This window comes from Flavobacterium johnsoniae (genome assembly GCF_001879205.1).
Classification (GTDB): Bacteria; Bacteroidota; Bacteroidia; order Flavobacteriales; family Flavobacteriaceae; genus Flavobacterium; species Flavobacterium johnsoniae_A.
In genome coordinates this window covers 665,302-686,112 of the sequence record NZ_MLFK01000009.1, presented here as the reverse complement: position 1 = coordinate 686,112, position 20,811 = coordinate 665,302, and the positions used below count along the sequence as shown (strand labels likewise).

Below are 20,811 nucleotides of genomic sequence, written 5' to 3'. Positions count from 1 at the left end.
GCTTATGAAACGAATATTAGCAGTGTTAGGAGTGATATTGCTGGGCAGCTTAAGTGCTGCTGCGCAAAATCGATTAATAACAGGCATAGTAGCAGATGCAGAGAACAAGGGAATTGTTGCCGCATCAATCGAGGTTCAAGGAAAACCATTTAGTGCAATTACAGACGCCGAAGGGCGATTTAAAATGAATGTTCCTTCAGGAAAAGTTACTTTGAATGTATCCTCTATGGGATTTCAGTCAAAACAGGTGGTACTTCAGGAAAACGAAACAAGAGTTTCTGTTGTATTAATTGAAAATACGCAGGAATTAAAAGATGTTGTTGTAACCTCATTTGGGGTTAAAAAACAAAAGAAAAGTTTAGGTTACGCAGTTGGTGAAATAAAAGGCGAAGACCTGACTAAAAATAAAGAAATTAACTTAGGAAATGCACTCCAGGGCAAAATCGCCGGTGTTAACGTTTCTGCTCCGGTTACTGGGCCATCTGGTTCGAGCCGTGTTGTAATTCGAGGTGCTACTTCGGCTTCTGGTTTAAATCAGCCCTTGTATGTAGTCGATGGAATTCCTATCGATAATACACAACAAGGAAATGCTGGAATGTGGGGAGGAGCTGATAAAGGAGATGGTATGTCTTCTTTCAATCCAGATGATATCGCTACACTTTCCGTATTAAAAGGCAGTGCTGCTTCTGCTCTTTATGGATACAGAGGATCAAATGGAGTTATCTTGATTACAACTAAAAAAGGTAAAAGTTCAACTGGAATTGGAGTTGATTTCAGTACAAATTCAACTTTTAATACGCCGGCAAGTCTTTTAAACTGGCAGGATCAATATGGTGCCGGAGCTCCAAATGCGAGCGGCGTACCTACAAGATTCACTAATTTACAAGAACTTAGAGATTCTTACTACTTTGCTTGGGGTGACAAATACGACGGATCGCCTTCTTTGTCTCTTGATGGTAAGACAAGACCTTATCAGGCTTACGGAAAAGACAACGTTGAAAATTTCTACAGAACTGGATATTCTTTCAGTAATACATTAGCAATTTCTGGTGGAAACGAAACAACAAATTTCAGATTGTCTTTCGGAAATACAAAAGACGAATCGATTATGCCGGGAACTACTTTTGGAAGAAACAACGTGGCTTTAAGCTTAAATTCGGCTCCAAATAAAAAAATCAGCATAGAAACGAATGCGCAGTATATTTCAGAGAAAAGCCATAACAGACCTTATTTGAATGACTCGCCTAGAAATCCATCTTTCCCAACTACGTTTATGACGCCGGGTACAGATATCAGATGGTTAAGCAATCCGTTTGATGCAAATGGCGGTGAAGAAGATTTCTTAGGTGCAAACGTATATCATACAAACCCTTACTTTGCAACACAATCACCTTTAAACGACGATCTTAGAAAACGTTTCATTGGTTCTGCAAAAGTAAATTATAATATTACAGATAAAATTTATGCAAAAGCTGTAATAGGAATTGATGATATCAATTATGAATACACTGAAATTGAACCAACAGGAATCAATTACAGCCCTGGCGGATCTTATGAAAACAGAGTTGAAGGCCGTTCAGAGGTAAATGCTTCGGGTTATTTAGGATACAAAGGCGACATCGTTAAAAATCTTTCGTTAGACGCATTTATTGGTGCAAACCGTCAGCATAACAGATACAGCGGTATCAAAATGAAAGGAAATAACTTTATCGTTCCTTACGAATATTTCTATGGAAATACACAGCCTGATAAAACAGAAAAACTATTCTCAGAAAGTGAAGTAAACTCTTTATTTTACTCAGCAGATATTGGATACAAAGATTTCTTATATGTGAATTTAACAGGTCGTGAAGATTGGTTTTCTACTTTAGACCCTGCAAATAACAGTACTTTTTATCCATCTGTAAGTACGAGTTTTATTTATTCTGAAGTAATTGGTCTTCCGGAGTGGATGTCTTACGGTAAACTTAGAGCAGGATGGGGTAATGTTGGAGGTGCACTGCCTGAAGCTTATGCTTTAGCTTTAACTTATACTACGCCAGACGGACAAACGGATTCATTAGGACAGCCAATTTTGGGTGTAAATGGAGAAACAATTCCAAACAGAACTTTAAAACCGTATAACGTTAGTACAATTGAGTTTGGTTTTGAGAATACATTCTTCAATAACAGAGTAAGTACAGATTTGACTTTCTACCAGAAAAAAACAACAAATGATATTACTGATGCTGACGTTTCTCAGGCTTCTGGTTACAGAACTACAAAAATCAACGTAGGTGAAATCATGAACAAAGGGGTGGAGTTTGCGATTAATGTAAAAGCAATTAAAACACCAAGTTTTTCTTGGAACGTAGGATATAATTTTGCTTATAATGACAGTGAAGTTATTAGTCTTTCGGATAAAATTACAACAAAATCACTAGAAGGCAACAGAGATGGAAGAGCTTCTGTAGTTTTAGAAAAAGGACAGCCTTTTGGAGTAATTAAAGCGTATGATTATTTAAGAGATTCAAAAGGAAATATCGTAATCGACACTAATGGAAAATTCATGAGAGGAGATTTAATCATTGCAGGACAAGGTGTTGCGCCAACTTCAATGGGACTTTCAAATGATTTCTCTTATAAAAACTTTACACTTTCAATTTTTGTAGATGCTAAATTTGGAGGAGAAATCTACTCTGCGACAAATCAGTTAGGAACACGTTACGGATTATCTCAAATTACGCTTCCTGGCCGTGAGGGCGGTGTAGCAGTTTCAGGTACAGATGTTAACGGAAATCCGGTTAACACAACAGTTTCGGCATACGATTACTGGAGAAGTTATAGTGATGTAACATCAAACTTTGTATACGATGCAGATTTTGTTAAGTTAAGAGCGATTTCTTTTGCCTATAATTTCCCGAAAGCATTTTTACAAAAAACACCATTTCAGTCTGTTAGTTTAGCATTTTCTGCTCATAATTTATGGACTATTTATGACAAAGTTCCAAACATCGATCCAGAGTCAAACTACTCTAATAGTAATGCGCAAGGTATGGAGAGAGCTTCAATGCCTTTGACAAGAAATTACGGTTTTGCACTTAATGTCAAATTCTAATACGAAATAAGATGAAAAATAGATATATAAAAATATTTTGTGCCGCAATTGTTAGTGCTATGACATTGACTTCTTGCGATAAAGGGTTCGAAGAAATGAATAAGAATCCAAATGCTTTAACAGATCCGGCTGTAAAATCGATGTTTACGCTTGCTGAGATCTATGTAGACGGACAGGATTTTTCTAATACAAGAGGAAACAACTTATACGCGGCTCAAATCGTTCAGCAGTTTTCGTCACTAGGGGGACCAGGTTCTAAATACACCTATTCTTCTGAGTATTCTGCGGCTCTTTTTGGAGAAACTTATGGTAAAGGATTAAATCAAATTTTCCAGTTATTATCTGTAATAGACAATACTCCAGAAAACTCAAACATGATTCAGGCTTGTAGAATTATGAAGGTTTTCTTGTTTCAAAAGCTTACAGATACTTATGGAGAAGTTCCTTATTTTGAAGCAGGAAAAGGATATAACGGAAACGTTTTTGCTCCTAAATATGATACGCAGGAAGCTATTTACAATGATCTTTTAAAGGAATTAGATGAAGCTGGAACGGCTTTAGATGCCGGAAAACCATTTGTAGGCAACGCAGATTTGTATTACCAAAGTGACGTTACAAGATGGAAAAAATTAGCCAACTCATTGATGTTAAGAGTAGCTATGCGTTTGTCTAAAGTAAATCCTGCAAAAGCAAAAGAATTTGTAGAAAAAGCCTATTCAAAAGGTGTTTTCACCTCAAATGATGACAGTCTGGTGTTGAGACATGATGCTGGACCTGCAGGAGTTAAAACAAATCCAATTACTTCTTCGTGGGTTAGAAATGATTTGAACGGAGGAGAATCGAATATTAAATTCAGTAAAACTTTTATTGATTTATTGAAAAACACAAAAGATCCTCGATTAAGAATTTACGCAAAATTAGAAGCTACTGGAGATAACAATCCGGCAAGTCAGCAAGGTTTGGCTAATGATGCAAAAGAATTTCCGGGAGGAGATAAAAAACTTTTCTCAGATCCTAATACATCTACTGTATTACGTTTAGACGCACCAACTTTAATTATGTCTTATGCAGAAGTACAGTTTTTATTGGCAGAAGCATCAGTTAAAGGATGGAATGTAGGCGGATCGGCACAGCAATATTACGAAAACGGAGTTAGAGCTGCTATGAATATTTTAGTGATTTTTGGAGACAAAGTGCCTGCTGTATCTCCAGCAGAATACAATACTTACATCACCACTTATCCATTCAAAACAGCTGGAACAGAAGCAGAAAAAATCGAACAGATTATTACTCAAAAATGGATTGTCCTATTATTTAACGGTTTTGAAGCATTTTCAGAATACAGAAGAACAGGATATCCGGTTTTAGTTCCTGTTAATGACCCAACGGGAGATACAAAAGGAACTATTCCAAGAAGATTAATCTACGATCAGTCAGAGCTTATCACGAATGCGGCTAATTATAAAGAAGCAATTCAACGTCAAGGTTTAGATTTAATGACCACTAGAATCTGGTGGGATAAATAATTTTTAAATTGGTTGGTTAGTTAGAATAAGTCGGGTGTTATCCATACCCGGCTTATTTTTAAATCTTTTTATCAATTAAGTGAATAAAGCAGTACTTATTGAATCTATTTAATTTCATGATTTAAATCCCCTTTTTTTCGTGGCAGCAAAGAGTGCTTCTGCTGAAAAAGATGGCATTGCCTCAATAAATTGAAAAATGTACGGAGCGATAAAATTGTTTTTAACTTTAGTAATAAGCAGATTTGAAATACCCAATTCAGATTAAAATAAAATATACGGCAGTGGTAAAGAAAATATTTCCAGTTGTTTTTTTGAGTTAATAACGAAAAATAAATTCTGAAGAGAAGGAATGATAAGTAAGCGCTGTTCCTTCTCTAAGCTGCCAAATAACTAAGTTGCTTTATCTTTTTAGTATTTTTAAAGAGATTAATATTAGTACTCCGTAAAATGAATTATGTAACAAAACTTCATTGGCTGATTTTCATTTGTCTTGCAAATTTTTCTTCGATCTCCATTGCTCAAAATGTTGATTTGAAGAACAACTGGACTTACCGTGAAGCAAAAACACAAAAGTGGTATCCAGCGGCAGTTCCCGGAGAAATTCATACCGATTTGCTGCGAAATAAATTGATACCGGATCCATTTTATCGTGACAACGAAAAGAAGCTGTTGTGGATCGAACGTAAAAACTGGGAATACAAAACTACATTTCAGGTTACGGCTGCATTGCTGAAAAAGAAAAATACCGAATTGGTTTTTGACGGATTAGATACTTATGCATCTGTATATCTTAACGATAAGCTGGTTTTAAAAGCCGATAATATGTTCCGTCAATGGCGGGTTGATGTTAAAAAAATACTGAAATCAGGAAATAATAATTTGGTTATTGTATTTCAATCGGCACAAAATGTGGTGGATTCATTAGCAAAAAGAGATTTGCCTTTTAAAATTCCGGATAATCCGCGGGCTTATGTTCGTAAAGCACAATATCATTTTGGATGGGATTGGGGACCAAAATTCACAACCTGCGGTATCTGGAAAACACCGCGCTTAGAAGCTTATGACGAAAAAGCTCCTGAGAAACCTTATGTTCTGAATCGCAAAATTGAGCTAATACAAGAGCCTGACAGCCTCGGCAGATCGTTTTATTTTAAGATCGATGGAAAGCCGGTGTATATGAAAGGAGCTAACTATATTCCGTCAGATGCGTTTCTTTCAAGAGTGACAAAAAAAGAATATGAAAAAGTAGTTTCTCTGGCTAAGGATGCCAATATGAATATGCTTCGCGTTTGGGGTGGCGGCGTTTATGAAGACGATTATTTTTATGATTTATGCGATAAATACGGAATTAATGTATGGCAGGATTTTATGTTTGCCGGCACAATGGTTCCAGGAGACAATGCTTTTTTTGATAACGTAAAGCAGGAAGTTCAGTATCAGGTAAAAAGACTGCGCCATCATCCAAGTATTGTTTTGTGGTGCGGTAATAACGAATCTGATGAAGCCTTTAAAAATTGGGGCTGGATGAAAAGCATGAAATTGTCCAAACAAGATTCTACCAAATTATGGAAGGATTACGTTCGTTTGTTTCACGACAGTATTCCAAAATGGGTTAAAGAAGTCGATGATAAACGTCCGTATTTAAGTTCTTCGCCGATGCATCATTGGTCAAAACAAAAAAGTTTGACCGAAGGAGACGGTCATTATTGGGGAATTTGGTGGGGATTAGAAGACATTGAAGCTGTAAAGAAAAAAACTGGACGATTTGTAAGCGAATACGGAATGCAGGCTATGCCCAATTATTCATCTATAGAAAAATTTACATTGCCGGAAGACCGCTATTTATATTCAGATGTTTTAAATGCGCATCAAAAAGCAGGGAAAGGATTTATAAAGTTAAATGCTTACTTGAATAAATACTTTATCGATTCGACCAAAATAAAAAAGATGAATGTAGAAGATTACAGTTATCTAACTCAATGTTTGCAGCATTATGCCATTAAAAATATTGTAGGTATTCATCGCTCTAAAGCTCCTTATAATATGGGAACTTTAGTTTGGCAGCTTAACGACTGCTGGCCGGTAGCAAGCTGGAGTATCACGGATTATGATAACCGACAGCCTAAAGCAGCCTGGTATGCCATTCGCGAAGCGTACAGAGACGATATAAAACCAGAAATTGATTTTACGCGCCCAATAGATTTAAAACTGGAAGACCCGAAAATAAGCTGGCAGATTAAAGGAAACAAAGTCATTTTAAAAGCCCAAAAGCAGGCAAAATATGTTTACATTTCCATGAAAGGATATACAGGAAAATGGAGTGATAATTATATAGATTTAGCTGCCGGAGAAGAAAAAATAATTTCCTTTGAAGGAAAGGTCGTTAAACCAGATATTAGGGTTTTCTCTTTGTTTGAGGTTTTGGAAAGAAACAGATAAAGGTACAAAGGCACAAAGGGACAAAGGGACAGAGGGACAGAGGGACAGAGGTTTTTCCCTTGAGACGCATCGCAGTGCGTCTAGACATTGAAATAAAAAAATACTTGCGTAAATCAGTTTAATCTGTGTCCTCAGTGAGCTGAACGATACGCAACAAAATATAAAAACAAAGAACATGGTTACAAAATACAATAGAATGGCTTTAGGCGGCATTTTGGCTTTAAACCTATTTTTTGCCAATCCTGTGATTTCACAGGATAAAAAAGCAAAACAAACTAGTTTAGATTATACACAATATGTAAATCCGATTATTGGTTCTGCGGGACATGGTCACGTATTTGTTGGTGCGAATGTTCCTTTTGGAGCCGTACAATTAGGACCTGTAAATGTTTTTGAAGGCTGGGATTGGTGCAGTGGTTATAACTATGCCAGTAATACTATTTTAGGTTTTACACATACGCATTTAAGCGGTACCGGAATTGGCGATTTAAACGATATTCTTTTGTTGCCCGTATCAGGAAAAGTGGCCCTTACCAAAGGAACAAAAGAAGATATGTTAAACGGTTACGGTTCTTATTTCTCTCATAAAAACGAAGTCGTTAAACCTGGCTATTACAGTGTTTTATTGGATAAATATAAAGTGAAGGCTGAATTAACGGCAAGTGAGAGAGTTGGTTTTCATAAATATACTTTCAATGCAGCCGATGATAATCATGTTTTAGTAGACCTTGCAGACGGAATAGGATGGGACAGACCTGTAAAAACGTTTATAAAGAAAATAAACGAAACCACTTTTGCAGGTTACCGTTATTCGGCTGGCTGGGCGACCGATCAGCGTATTTATTTTACAATGGAATTTTCTGAACCAATTGCTAATATTACTTTATATGACAGCACATCAGTAGTTAAAGGCAATGAAGGTGAAGGTCTGAAAATGAAAGCCGTTCTAGATTTTAAAGCCTTAAAAAACAAACAGGTTTTAGTAAAAGTGGGGATATCTCCGGTAAGTTCAGAGAATGCGGCAGCAAACATAAAAGCAGAGATTCCGAATTGGGATTTTGAAAATGTGGTAAAAAAAGCCAATTCAAAGTGGAATAAAGAGCTTACTAAAATCCAGATAAAAGGAAACGAAAAAACAATGAAAGTTTTTTATACCTCATTGTATCATACCATGTTTGCACCGTCTATTTTTAATGATGCCAACGGGGATTACAGAGGAACCGATAAAAAAGTGTACGAAAAAGCCAATTTTACCAATTATACTACTTTTTCCCTTTGGGATACTTACCGCGGTCTGCATCCTTTATACACCATTACACAACCCGAAAAAATTAACGATATCGTTAAATCATTTTTGGCTATTTACCAACAGCAGGGCCGATTACCCGTTTGGCATTTAATGGGTAACGAAACCAATACAATGAACGGAAACCATTCGATTGCCGTTATCGTCGATGCTTACTTAAAAGGATATCGTGATTATGATACCGAATTAGCTTACGAAGCAATCAAAAAAACTGCCATGCAAACCCGTGATGGAATGGATTATGTTCAAAAACTAGAATACATTCCAGCCGATAAAATGCTGGAATCTGTGGGAAATGCATTGGAATATGCAATCGATGATTATTGCGTAGCTCAAATGGCAAAAGCATTAAACAAAACAGACGATTATACTTATTTTACCAAAAGAGCCAATTTATATAAACTTTATTTTGATAAAGAAACCACTTTTATGAGAGGTAAGTTAACAGATGGAAAGTGGAGAACACCTTTTAATCCGCTGTCATCTGCACATCGTAAAGACGATTATGTCGAAGGAAATGCCTGGCAGTATACCTGGCTTGTGCCTCACGATCCTTATGGCTTAATTGAATTGTTTGGAAACGATGCTAAATTTTTAGCCAAACTCGATTCCTTATTTTTAATTACAGATAAAGTAGAGGGAGAGGAAGTCTCGCCGGATATCAGCGGTTTAATAGGGCAGTATGCTCAGGGCAACGAACCCAACCATCATATTCCGTATTTGTATGCTTATGCAGGACAGCCTTGGAAAACGGCTAAACTAATTCGCGAAATTGACGATAAATTTTATTCAACAAAACCGGACGGATTGTGTGGAAACGAAGATTTAGGTCAAATGTCGGCATGGTATGTTTTATCATCAATGGGATTTTACTCTGTTAATCCTGCAAACGGAATTTACGTTTTGGGAAGTCCTTTGGTAAACAGTTCTATTATCCATCATAAAAAAGATATTTCATTTACAGTAAACGCTATAAACAACAGCGCAGTAAATATGTATATCCAAAAAGCAGAATATAACGGAAAACCCTATACAAAATCGTATATCACGCATGATATGATTGTTAAGGGAGGAGAACTGAAATTATTTATGGGAAGTAAACCATCGACAACTTTTGGAGTAAAGAAAGAAGACAGGCCAATTTAGTAGTGAAAAGTAAAATGTGAGATGTAAAATGCAAAGCGTAATTGAACACATCACATTTTACATCTCATATCTCACATTTCACAAATCACAAGAATATGAAAATAAAGAGTTTAATTTTTTTAGGAATAGTACAATCCTGTCTTTTTTTAAACGCGCAGGTAAAATCCTTAGATCCTGTAGAATATGTAAATCCTTTAATGGGAACGCAGTCACTGCATAATCTTTCAAACGGAAACACTTATCCCGCAATCTGCAGACCTTGGGGAATGAATTTCTGGACACCGCAAACAGGAAAAATGGGCGATGGATGGGCGTACACTTATACGGCAGAAAAAATCAGAGGATTTAAGCAAACGCATCAGCCTTCGCCGTGGATGAACGATTACGGGCAGTTTTCGATTATGCCGGTAACAGGTAAATTGGCTTTCGCCGAAGACGAGCGGGCAAGCTGGTTCAGCCATAAAGCAGAAGTTTCGAAACCCTATTATTACAGCGTTTATTTGGCAGATTACGACGTAAAAACCGAAATTACAACGACAGAAAGAGCAGCACATTTTCAGATTACATTCCCGGAAAATGAGAAATCTTCAATCGTAATTGATGCATTTGACAAAGGGTCTTATATCAAAATAATTCCATCAGAAAATAAAATTATTGGATATACTACACGTAATAGCGGCGGTGTACCAGAGAATTTTAAAAACTATTTTGTATTGGTTTTTGATAAACCATTCTCTACTAATGCTACCTGGATTGATAAAATCCTGACGAAAGATAAACTGGAAGCAGCAGGACTTCATACAGGCGCAGTAATTGGATTTAAAACAAAAAAAGGAGAAAAAGTAAATGTAAAAACAGCTTCTTCATTTATAAGTCCGGAGCAGGCGGAGCTGAATTTAAAGGAATTAGGCACAGCATCTTTCGAGGAAAATGTTGAGCAATCTAAAAACGAATGGAACAAAGTTTTAGGAAAAATTAAAGTAGAAGACACTAATGAAGAGCAGTTAAAAACTTTTTATTCGTGTTTATACCGCACGGTTTGTTTTCCGCAAAAACAATATGAAATAGATAAAGACGGCAAAATTGTGCACTACAGCCCGTATAACGGAAAAGTTTTACCGGGATATATGTATGCAGGAACAGGATTTTGGGATACATTCCGTGCCTTATATCCTTTACTCAATTTATTTTATCCTTCGATAAATACAGAAATGCAGGAAGGCTTAATAAACGATTACAAAGAAGGCGGTTTTTTACCAGAATGGTCTAGTCCGGGCTTTAGAAATGTAATGGTAGGGAATAATTCGGCATCAGTAGTTTCAGATGCTTATATGAAAGGTTTACGCGGTTACGATATCAATAAACTTTACGAAGCATTGCAGCACGGAGCTAACAATGAAGGACCAATGGATGCTGTAGGCAGAAAAGGAGTTCAATATTATAATACTCTGGGATATGTTCCTTATGATGTCAATATAAATGAAAATGCAGCGAGAACTTTGGAATATGCTTATGATGATTTTGCAATCTGGAAACTAGCAAAAGCTTTAGACCGTCCGAAAAAAGAAATCAGCCTGCTTGAAAAACGAATGATGAACTATAAAAAGTTATATAATTCTTCGATCGGATTAATGAGCGGCAGAAATAAAGACGGAAGCTTTCCTCCTAATTTTAATCCTTTTAAATGGGGAGATGCCTTTACAGAAGGAAACAGCTGGCATTACAGCTGGAGCGTATTCCATGATATTCAGGGTTTAATTGATTTAATGGGCGGTGAGAAAAAATTTACGTCAAAATTAGATGCTGTATTTTCAACCCCTCCGGTCTTTGATGATAGTTATTATGGTGCTGTTATCCACGAAATCAGAGAAATGCAGATCATGAATATGGGACAATATGCACATGGAAACCAGCCTATTCAGCACATGATTTATTTGTACAATTATGCCGGAGAACCCTGGAAAACACAATATTGGTCAAGAGAAGTAATGAATCGTTTGTATAAACCAACTCCTGACGGATATTGTGGTGATGAAGACAATGGGCAGACTTCGGCCTGGTATATTTTCTCGGCAATGGGATTTTATCCGGTTTGCCCGGGTACAGAAGAATATGTACTGGGTGCACCATTATTTAAGAAAGTAACATTACAATTTGAAAACGGAAAACAGCTTACTATCAATGCTCCAAATACATCCGATACAAGCAGATATGTAAACGAATTAAAATGGGATGATTCAGTTTACAATAAAAACTATATCAATCATTTTGATGTATTTAAAGGAGGAGAACTAAACTTTGATATGACAAGTTCTCCAAACTTACAAAGAGGTACAACATCAGAGTCGTATCCGTATTCTTATTCAACTTCAAAATAAAAATATGCAGTCACGTAGAAAATTTTTAAAAAATACAGGGATTTTTTCGGCAGGATTATTAGCAATTCAAACCGATGTTTTCGGACTCAATTCAGATTCTTTTCAGTTTCCTTTAAAAGATTTTGTTACCAAAAGACCTCCGCTGGCCGAAAGAAAATTTACAAGTAAAGCAGTTGAAGCTGCCATTGTACGAATCAAAAAACAAATAGCAAATCCGGAACTGGCCTGGTTATTTGAAAACTGTTTTCCCAATACACTCGATACAACAGTCGATTTTGAAATCATTGACGGAAAACCCGATACGTATGTAATTACAGGAGATATTGATGCCATGTGGCTGCGTGACAGTACGGCTCAGATTTGGCCTTATATACCCTTTGTAAAAGAAGATCCAAAATTAGCCGAATTGGTAAAAGGGGTAATTAATCGTCAGGCAAAATGTATTCTGCTTGATCCATATGCCAATGCTTTTTATAAAGATTTTACAAAAGAAAGCGAATGGAAAAATGACCTTACTAAAATGCAGCCCGGAATTCATGAAAGAAAATGGGAAATTGACAGTTTGTGTTACCCGGTTCGTTTAGCTCACGGGTATTGGGCAGCAACCGGAGATATTAGTTTGTTTGATGCAAAGTGGAAAGAAGCGATGTTGTTGATTCTGCAGACTTTTAAAGAACAGCAAAGACTTGATGGAAAAGGCGGCCCGTATAGTTTTCAGCGCCAGACAGCCTGGGCTACAGACGGAGTTCCGTTAGGCGGTTATGGTTACCCTGTGAAACCTTGCGGTTTGATAGTTTCTACTTTTAGACCAAGTGACGACAGTACTTTGTTTGGTTATTTAATTCCGAGTAATATGTTTGCGATTGAAATATTAGGTTATTTAATCGAAATTTTCTCTTTACCAGCTTTAAAAGACAATGATTTAGTCGCTAAAGCAAAAGAACTGAGAGATCAGGTGCAAAAAGGATTGAAGGAAAACGGAATCATCGAACATCCAAAATTTGGAAAAATTATCGCTTTTGAAGTAAATGGATACGGCAGTTTTCACATGATGGACGATGCCAATGTTCCTTCATTATTATCACTGCCTTATTTGGGTGCAATTGGTCCTAATGATCCTTTATATCTTAATACCCGTAAAGTGGTACTGTCAGAAAACAATCCATTTTTCTATAAAGGAAAAGCAGGAGAAGGAATTGGAGGGCCTCATACAGGAGTTGATACCATCTGGCCTATGAGTATTGTGTTAAGAGCTATTACCAGTGTAGACGAAAAAGAAATTAAAGCGTGCATAAGCAGCTTGATTAAAACCAATGCCGATACCGGATTTATGCATGAATCATTTCATAAAGACGATGTAAACAAATTTACCCGTAAATGGTTTGCATGGGCCAATACACTTTTTGGAGAAATGATTGTACATACAAGCATTCATTATCCTCAAATTTTAAAAGATAAAAATATCTAGAATTAGTAAGCTAAACAAGGAAAAATGAATACATCATACGCCATTGGGCTAGATATAGGAGGTACACACATTACTGCGGCAGTCATCAATAAAACAGAAATGAAAGTTATTGATTTCTCTTTATACAAAGAATCATTTGACTCTAATTTACCAGTAGAACAGGTAATGGATATCTGGAAAAGAGTCATTAATACTTCAATAGAAAATTCAAAAGTAACAGATATAACAGGGCTGGCTGTTTGTATGCCGGGGCCTTTCGATTATGAAAAAGGAATTTGCTGGATAAAAGACCAATCGAAATATGAACATTTTTATGGATTGAATGTTCGCGATTTACTTTTAGAAAGCCTTAATTTGTCTAAGGATTTTCCGGTTCTTTTTGAAAATGATGCCGTTTGTTTTGGCAAAGGAGAAGTTTTTAAGCAGCAGGAAAATCTTTCTAAAAAAGTAATGGCCGTTACTTTGGGTACAGGGTTAGGCGCTTGTTTTATAGATAAAGGTGTATCGATAAGTTCCGGTAATTCAGTACCGGCAGACGGCGAGATATACAATCTTCCATACAACGAAGGTATTGCCGAGGACTATGTTTCAGTACGCGGTCTTTTGTCGCATTATAAGTCTTTAAAAGATGCTGAACTTAACAACGGATTGGAACTTTATAATTTAGCTCTTAATGGAGATCAATCGGCTGTTAAAGTATTTGAAACAATGGGCGAAGATCTGGCGACAGTTGTGATTCCATGGCTCAATAATTTTTCTGCAGATCATATTATTATTGGAGGAAAAATAGCCAATGCAAGCGAGTTATTTCTTTCTTCATTTTATAAAACACTTAAAGAATCCGGGGTAGAAGTTCAGGTCTCCATTTCTACTGATAATGAAATTGCCGCTTTATTAGGAGCAGTAAGTTTTCTTTGCGATTAAGCTGTGCAAATTAAAACAAGCTTTGTTTACAAAAGAAAACGGATGAGTTAGTATGCTCATCCGTTTTCTTTTTATAATTTATTTTCAATTATTTTAAACCTTCTTTAATAGTCTGTACAAAAGCTTCAACCGGCTGAGCTCCGGAAACAGCATATTTTCGATCAAAAACGAAAAACGGAACTCCTTGCACACCAATTTCCTGTGCTTCCTTAATATCGCCTTTTACATCGCTTAAATAAAGGGTTTCGTTTTCTATAACTTCTTTTACCTCATTAGCATTTAAACCTGCTTTTTCTCCTAATTCAATTAAAGTACTTGCATCATTTAAATCTCTTCCTTCTGTAAAATAAGCCTTAAAGAAGATTTCTTCCATTTCGTCACCTAAATTATTCTTTTTAGCTAAATGAATAATTCGGTGCGAAGTTAAAGAGTTTGAGATAACAGCTTTATCAAAGTTATAGTCTAATCCAACGCTTTTAGCGCGTTCTACAACACCTTTATGCATTTCTCTGGATTGTTCAACAGAAATACCTTTTCGTTCTGCTAAAAACGTATAAACGTCTTTTCCTGATTGTGGCTCAATAGTGGGATCAAGCTGAAAACTTTTCCACTCAATTTCAAAGTCATTATTTGGAAATTCAGCTAAAGCAGTTTCCAATTGTCTTTTTCCGATATAACAAAACGGACACATGATGTCCGACCAAATTTCTATTTTCATTTTACAAAGTTAAAGAAAAAAAAGTTTTTGGGGTTTGATGTTTCAGGTTTCAGGTTTCAGGTTTCAAGCTTACCTGTATTGTTTTTTTACCGCAAAGTTCGCAAAGCTTTGCGAACTTTGCGTTTGTAAATACAAACTATATCAAAAAAAATTTGGGCGCTTTGCGGTAAAAATCACCTCAATCCATATTCGCATTTCAACCTGAAACCTGAAACCTGAAACCTGAAACTTGAAACTTGAAACAAAAAAACACTAAAACTAAAAAACCGCAACTCTTAAAAAAGAATTGCGGTTTCTAGGTATAAAAAATGGTTGGTTAATAGCGATATTTTTTTTTACAATGATATGTCTTTAATTTGAAATTAAAAAAAATCCCTGTAACAAAAAGAAGTTTTGATGTTAACTATTTAACATTACGGGCATTACCAACATTGTAACTGTTTCACCTTCTTCTAAACCATCGGCAGGAGTTAAAATCCCTGCTCTGTTAGGCAATGACATCTCTAACATAATAATATCCGATTGCAGATTTGTCAGCATTTCGATTAAGAAACGAGAGTTAAAACCAATTTGCAGGTCATCACCTTGATAATCGCAAGTCAATCTTTCTTCTGCTTTGTTTGAGTAATCGATATCTTCTGCAGAAACATTTAATTCAGCTCCTGCAATTTTTAAACGAATCTGGTGTGTCGTTTTATTTGAGAAAATTGCCACACGACGAACAGAACTTAAAAATAAAGAACGGTCGATCATTAATTTATTTGGATTTTCTTTTGGAATAACCGCTTCGTAATTTGGATATTTTCCGTCGATTAAACGACACATTAAGATATAATTATCAAATGAGAAAGTCGCATTTGAATCATTGTATTCAATTTTCACTTCGGCATCAGAACTTCCTAAAATACTTTTTAAGATATTTAAAGGTTTCTTTGGCATAATAAAATCAGCAACCTGAGATGCTTTTACATCTGCACGGGCGTATTTTACTAATTTATGAGCATCTGTAGCAACAAAAGTTAATCCTTCCGGAGAGAACTGGAAGAAAACTCCAGACATTACCGGACGTAAATCATCGTTTCCGGCTGCAAAAATCGTTTTGCTTACAGCAGTAGCTAAAACATCAGCAGGCACCAAAGTTACAGACGGTTCTTCAAGACTTACAGATTTAGGAAATTCTTCTCCGGCAGCGTACGCTAAGGCATATTTTCCTGAGTTAGAACTAATCTCAACTGTATTATTGTCTTCAACTGTAAAAGTTAAAGGCTGTTCTGGAAATGTTTTTAAAATTTCAAGTAAAAGTTTTGCCGGTACAGCAACGCTTCCCTTACTTGTAGAATCGATTGATAGTGTAGCAGACATCGTGGTTTCAAGATCTGAAGCCGACACAGTCAACTCATTATTGTCTAGTTCAAATAAAAAGTTATCTAAAATAGGAAGTGTATTATTGCTGTTAATAACACTACCTAAAACTTGTAATTGTTTTAATAAGTACGAACTCGATACTATAAATTTCATCGTCTTTTGTTTTATTTTTAGAGTATTCTTTAGTATTTAGGCGCTAAAGATACGGATTACAAATATATCGTAAACATTCTTAGTTTCGCAATTTTTTTATTAACATCTATTTGCTGTATTTTCTTCTTCTGATAAAGGTAAATACTAAGCCGAAAACCAATAAAATAAGAATTGGAAGTCCGATAGTTATGAATTGCGTTGTGGTATAATTTTCGTAAACTTTCTCTTTGTCCAATAATGGCAGTTCAACATCTTTACTTCTAATGTTAATAAGTCCGGTATCATCAAGCAGATAATTGATGCAGTTCATCATAAAATCTTTATTGTCGTATAGGTTTCCGGTTCTTTGATCATAACCCAGTTCAACCGGCATCATGTTTTTGTCTAATTGGTTTCTGGCAATATCCCCATCGGCAACAACAATCATTTTGGTTGGTTTGCCTTTTGCCAGAAATGAATTTTCTTTGAATGGCAGTACACGATTTTCAAAAGCAGAATGAAAACTTCCTTCTAATAAAACCGAAAGATTTTGATTTCCTTTATTTAAATAATCTGCAGGAGAAGTTTTCTCGGTAACAATATTCAAATTGATTTCGGATGGTGTTCCAATTACTTTTGAATACTGAGACGATTGCAGTAAAACCGTTTTTTTAATTCCGTTTTTCAAAGTATCAATCGGACTGGCAAAATCAAATCGTATTCCTCCCAAATTCTTTACAATTGGATGCTGGCTCGTTGGGTAAACCTGTGGTGCAAACTTCCAGATAAAATCCTGATATTGAGTTGCACTTCCTTGTTCGCCGGTTGCCAGTTTTATCGGACTTCCATTTTCGTCTTTAATCAAATCAGGATTAATTCTGAATCCGTATTTAAAGAACATATCGTTCAAATTCAAATCTCTTGGATAAGCCAATGTAGCACCCGCCTGATTGTATAAGCTGTCCATATCAGCAGCAACCTGATCAATTAACCATAATGTTTTACCACCGTTCATGATAAATTGATCCAGAACTTGTTTTTCTTCATCAGAAAACTTTTCAGTTGGTTTTGAGATAATGGCTAAATCGTATTTTTTAAGTGCATCTAAAGTTCCGTTTGGATCTTTGGCAACAGAATCTAAAGTAAAAGGTCCGATGTAGTAACTTTCTTTGATTTGTCTCAATAATTTACCAATATGAATTTCAGACAATTCTCCATTTCCTTTTATAATCGCCACTTTCTTTTGCCTGTCTTTGGAAACTTTATTGATTGCATCTGCAATAGAATATTCTAAATGCTGAATCGATCCAATTACTTTTTGAGTAGTCGAGGCGCCCATAATGTTTTTCAACAAAGGAATATTAACTTCTTTGTTGTTATAAACCGCAACTGCCCATGGAAATACCATAGCCTGTGATTGTTTTCCTTTATCATCAACCGTAATATTTACCGGAGTAAGACCTTTTTGGTACAGCGATTTTACGACAGCCATGCTTTCGTCCTCGTTTTCCATTGGGTTTACAAATTCAAAAACAATATTGCTGTTGTAAGCCTGAAACTCTTCCAGCAATTGTTTGGTTTCCTGTTGTAAACGTTTAAAATCTGCAGGAAGTTCGCCCTGCATGTAAATTTTAATCGACAACGGGTTTTTAACCTGTTTTATAATCTGCAGGGAAGTTGGTGATAAAGTATATCGTTTGTCTTTGGTTAAATCAAAACGTTGGAAAAACAAACTTCCAAGAACATTTAAAACAATTAAAATAAAAATTGTAATGCCTAATGTTTTTAAATTTAATTTATTAGATGCTTTCATTACGCTTTAAAAGATTTTAATTGATAAACGGTAAAAGATAAAAACAAAACACTGATGCTTAAAAAGTAAATAACATCTCGGGTATCAATAACACCTCTGCTCATACTTTTAAAATGATCCTGCATTCCTAATGCCGAAATGATATTGGATTGTCCCGGAATAATCGAAGCTAATCCTTCAAAACCAAAATAAAACAAAAAGCATAAAAAGACTGCAATAATAAACGCAACGATTTGGTTTTCCGATAGAGTAGAAGTGAAGATGCCAATTGCAGAATAAGAAGCAATTAAAAACAATAATCCAAAATAAGAACCAATAGTACTTCCCATATCGATATTTCCTTCAGGCGCACCTAAACTAGAAATAACGCTTACATAAATGAATGTTGGGATAATAGCCAGAATGATAAGGAAAAACGATCCCAGAAATTTTCCGTTTACAATTTCCCAAATCGATAATGGTTTGGTTAAAAGCAATTCCAGAGTTCCTTGTTTTCTTTCGTCAGAGAAACTTCTCATAGTTACCGCCGGAATCAGAAAAATTAAAATCCACGGTGTTAAAGTGAAAAATGGAGTTAAATCGGCATAACCGGTATTTAAAATATTGTAATCTCCTTCAAATACCCATAAAAACAGCCCGTTGCTGATTAAAAAAATCGCAATGACCAAATAGCCGATAGGAGAGCCAAAAAAGGATTTTATTTCTCTTAAAATGATTGATTTCATGTATAACGTTTATTCGTTTTATTTGTTTATTTGTTTAATCGTTTAATCGTGTAATTGTTTAATCGTTTATCGTGTATTTGTTTTTTTGTTTCATGCTGCTTGGCTTGCGTATTTTTTTAACCGCAAAGTACGCAAAGGCTGACGCTAAGTTCGCAAAGTTTTTTTTTCTTTTTTTTCTTCAACGCTTTGCGAACTTAGCATTTTCTATAGAAATCTTTTTTTATATAATCTTTGCGCTCTTTGCGGTTAAATCCTCCCAAATTTTTAGTTTCAGCTGAAACCTGAAACATGAAACCTGAAACAATTTTAAACTAAAGAAACCACTTTATCAACACTCCACGCTTCTGGTTTTGCATTGAATAATTTCTTTGTAAAACTCCAAACCGAATTAAATAATTCAGATTGTCTGTAATTTTCTAAATCTTCTTCGGTTTCCCAATAGCTGTAGGTAAAGAAAATACATTTGTCATTTTTATCCTGATACAATTCTAAAAAACGATTTCCTTCGGCATTTCGTATTTTGTCTTTCACCGATTCAAAATTCTCCAGAAAATCCGGAATCTTTTCTTCGTGAAAACTCATTTTTACTATTCTTACGAACATATTTGTAATTTTAGATTTTAGATTGAAAATCGTTTACAGGTGCGCAAAAATACCAAATTTGATTGTTCTTTTTAGGAAAAAATAAAATATTATAAAATCATCGTTTTTTGGATTGGGATTTCAAATATTGCCTGAGGTTTAACCTCGGGAACACTATGCATTCGACGGTTGAAACCGCAGGTTATGTTGATAATGCATTGGACGATTATCTTATTTAAAAAAAGACAATCAATATCAGTCTAGATCTGCTTAATCTGCAAAATCTGTGAGCTGTTTAATCTAAAAAAATTCTACGAAAACTTAATCGTAATAACATCACGATAATTCAGTCCCAGCAAACTATTGGCAGAACCTACTTTCGAAGGGTTGCTTCTAAAAATAGCAATCTCAAGAAAACCGGCTTCATTAAAAATCGCCAGTTTCTCTCCTTCATAAGTTTTAATTGGATATTTATCAGAAGTCGCAATATCAGAATAGTTAGGCAGGATTGTTTTGATGCTTTTCGGCTTCATGACAATTTCATAAGGACGGCCTTTTGCTACTTCTAAAAACTGTTGTTTTGAAATATTAGTGACCACGTTTCCAAAATGATCGATATAAATTACGTACCCTTTTAATGAATTCCCATCTGCAGCAAGAACAGGCTGTAATTCTGTTACCTCTTTAACCGCCGGAATTTCTTTACCAATAACGTTCAGCAAACCGCCTTTTGCAATATGGCAGGCCACCTGAATGAAAATGTCCAAATCACTGAATTCAATAGGGAACCGATCGTGAATGTTGATTTCGACAATTTTCTGTGGTAAGATCTTCTGCGTAAGCATACTTAAAATTCCGTTATCGGCACAAATAAAGTAATGATCGTTCCATTGCATGGCAATATGCTGGTTCTCTTTATTGCGTTCAATATCAACTCCAATGAGGTGTACCGTTCCTTTTGGAAAACTCAAATAGGAAGCGCCGATTACATAACTTGCTTCGGCGGTATTAAACGGATCAATGTCATGCGAAATATCAATAATGGTGGCATCTGAAATCTCAGAAAGTATTTTACCCTTCAGCGAACCAACAAAGTGGTCTTTTAAGCCGTAATCAGTAGTGAGGGTAATTATTGACATCATTTTGTTTATAACTATTGGTAGTATTTAAATCTAATTTTCATTAAATTTGA

General features: G+C 35.6%; 13 protein-coding genes. 7 read left to right on the top strand and 6 right to left on the bottom strand.

Translation table 11 applies throughout. The annotated features are described in order from the left end of the window. Positions 1–4: 4 nt before the first annotated feature. From BKM63_RS18970 to BKM63_RS18940, 7 genes are all read left to right on the top strand, one after another. Complete coding sequence (locus BKM63_RS18970; protein ID WP_071638112.1) at positions 5–3,097, top strand: SusC/RagA family TonB-linked outer membrane protein; 3,093 nt, start codon at positions 5–7, stop codon at positions 3,095–3,097. An 11-nt stretch (positions 3,098–3,108) separates the two neighbouring features. Then, positions 3,109–4,623: a SusD/RagB family nutrient-binding outer membrane lipoprotein gene (locus BKM63_RS18965; protein ID WP_071638111.1), complete on the top strand. Its 1,515-nt coding sequence runs from the start codon at positions 3,109–3,111 to the stop codon at positions 4,621–4,623. A gap of 447 nt (positions 4,624–5,070) precedes the next feature. Continuing rightward, complete coding sequence (locus tag BKM63_RS18960) at positions 5,071–7,062, top strand: beta-mannosidase (protein ID WP_083572283.1); 1,992 nt, start codon at positions 5,071–5,073, stop codon at positions 7,060–7,062. A gap of 175 nt (positions 7,063–7,237) precedes the next feature. Beyond that, positions 7,238–9,514 (top strand): GH92 family glycosyl hydrolase, encoded by a 2,277-nt coding sequence (locus tag BKM63_RS18955; RefSeq protein ID WP_071638110.1) that lies wholly within the window; start codon positions 7,238–7,240, stop codon positions 9,512–9,514. A 95-nt stretch (positions 9,515–9,609) separates the two neighbouring features. After that, positions 9,610–11,892, top strand: coding sequence for a GH92 family glycosyl hydrolase (locus BKM63_RS18950; RefSeq protein ID WP_071638109.1), 2,283 nt, complete (start codon positions 9,610–9,612; stop codon positions 11,890–11,892). Positions 11,893–11,896: 4 nt separating this feature from the next. Beyond that, the gene (locus BKM63_RS18945) at positions 11,897–13,360 is read left to right on the top strand and encodes a glycoside hydrolase family 125 protein (protein WP_071638108.1); all 1,464 of its coding nucleotides are present in this window, start codon (positions 11,897–11,899) and stop codon (positions 13,358–13,360) included. A 24-nt stretch (positions 13,361–13,384) separates the two neighbouring features. Further along, positions 13,385–14,284: an ROK family protein gene (locus BKM63_RS18940; protein ID WP_071638107.1), complete on the top strand. Its 900-nt coding sequence runs from the start codon at positions 13,385–13,387 to the stop codon at positions 14,282–14,284. A gap of 88 nt (positions 14,285–14,372) precedes the next feature. Here the strand turns inward: BKM63_RS18940 and BKM63_RS18935 are convergent, their stop codons facing one another. The 6 genes from BKM63_RS18935 to BKM63_RS18910 all read right to left on the bottom strand — a co-directional run bounded on the left by BKM63_RS18935 (position 14,373) and on the right by BKM63_RS18910 (position 20,758). After that, positions 14,373–15,002, bottom strand: a complete 630-nt coding sequence (locus BKM63_RS18935; RefSeq protein ID WP_071638106.1) for a DsbA family oxidoreductase — start codon at positions 15,000–15,002, stop codon at positions 14,373–14,375. Between the two features lie 399 nt (positions 15,003–15,401). Further along, positions 15,402–16,520: a DNA polymerase III subunit beta gene (gene dnaN, locus BKM63_RS18930; RefSeq protein WP_071638105.1), complete on the bottom strand. Its 1,119-nt coding sequence runs from the start codon at positions 16,518–16,520 to the stop codon at positions 15,402–15,404. A gap of 106 nt (positions 16,521–16,626) precedes the next feature. Beyond that, on the bottom strand, positions 16,627–18,312 hold the full coding sequence (gldG, locus tag BKM63_RS18925) for a gliding motility-associated ABC transporter substrate-binding protein GldG (RefSeq protein ID WP_071638104.1): 1,686 nt from the start codon (positions 18,310–18,312) through the stop codon (positions 16,627–16,629). Further along, a complete protein-coding gene (gldF, locus tag BKM63_RS18920) occupies positions 18,312–19,037 on the bottom strand; it encodes a gliding motility-associated ABC transporter permease subunit GldF (protein WP_071638103.1) in 726 nt (241 codons plus the stop codon). The genes gldG and gldF overlap by 1 nt, the downstream gene beginning before the upstream one ends. Positions 19,038–19,343: 306 nt before the next feature. Next, entirely contained in the window at positions 19,344–19,640 is a 297-nt protein-coding gene (locus BKM63_RS18915; RefSeq protein ID WP_071638102.1) for a putative quinol monooxygenase, read from the bottom strand. A gap of 290 nt (positions 19,641–19,930) precedes the next feature. Then, on the bottom strand, positions 19,931–20,758 hold the full coding sequence (locus BKM63_RS18910; protein ID WP_071638101.1) for an SAM hydrolase/SAM-dependent halogenase family protein: 828 nt from the start codon (positions 20,756–20,758) through the stop codon (positions 19,931–19,933). Between the last annotated feature and the right edge of the window lie 53 nt (positions 20,759–20,811).

What these genes read in the sequence shown, in the direction of transcription:
- BKM63_RS18970 (WP_071638112.1), top strand. Translation starts at nt 5, where the DNA reads ATGAAACGAATATTAGCAGTGTTAGGAGTGATATTGCTGGGCAGCTTA.
- BKM63_RS18965 (WP_071638111.1), top strand. Translation starts at nt 3,109, where the DNA reads ATGAAAAATAGATATATAAAAATATTTTGTGCCGCAATTGTTAGTGCT.
- BKM63_RS18960 (WP_083572283.1), top strand. Translation starts at nt 5,071, where the DNA reads ATGAATTATGTAACAAAACTTCATTGGCTGATTTTCATTTGTCTTGCA.
- BKM63_RS18955 (WP_071638110.1), top strand. Translation starts at nt 7,238, where the DNA reads ATGGTTACAAAATACAATAGAATGGCTTTAGGCGGCATTTTGGCTTTA.
- BKM63_RS18950 (WP_071638109.1), top strand. Translation starts at nt 9,610, where the DNA reads ATGAAAATAAAGAGTTTAATTTTTTTAGGAATAGTACAATCCTGTCTT.
- BKM63_RS18945 (WP_071638108.1), top strand. Translation starts at nt 11,897, where the DNA reads ATGCAGTCACGTAGAAAATTTTTAAAAAATACAGGGATTTTTTCGGCA.
- BKM63_RS18940 (WP_071638107.1), top strand. Translation starts at nt 13,385, where the DNA reads ATGAATACATCATACGCCATTGGGCTAGATATAGGAGGTACACACATT.
- BKM63_RS18935 (WP_071638106.1), bottom strand. Translation starts at nt 15,002, where the DNA reads ATGAAAATAGAAATTTGGTCGGACATCATGTGTCCGTTTTGTTATATC.
- dnaN (WP_071638105.1), bottom strand. Translation starts at nt 16,520, where the DNA reads ATGAAATTTATAGTATCGAGTTCGTACTTATTAAAACAATTACAAGTT.
- gldG (WP_071638104.1), bottom strand. Translation starts at nt 18,312, where the DNA reads ATGAAAGCATCTAATAAATTAAATTTAAAAACATTAGGCATTACAATT.
- gldF (WP_071638103.1), bottom strand. Translation starts at nt 19,037, where the DNA reads ATGAAATCAATCATTTTAAGAGAAATAAAATCCTTTTTTGGCTCTCCT.
- BKM63_RS18915 (WP_071638102.1), bottom strand. Translation starts at nt 19,640, where the DNA reads ATGTTCGTAAGAATAGTAAAAATGAGTTTTCACGAAGAAAAGATTCCG.
- BKM63_RS18910 (WP_071638101.1), bottom strand. Translation starts at nt 20,758, where the DNA reads ATGTCAATAATTACCCTCACTACTGATTACGGCTTAAAAGACCACTTT.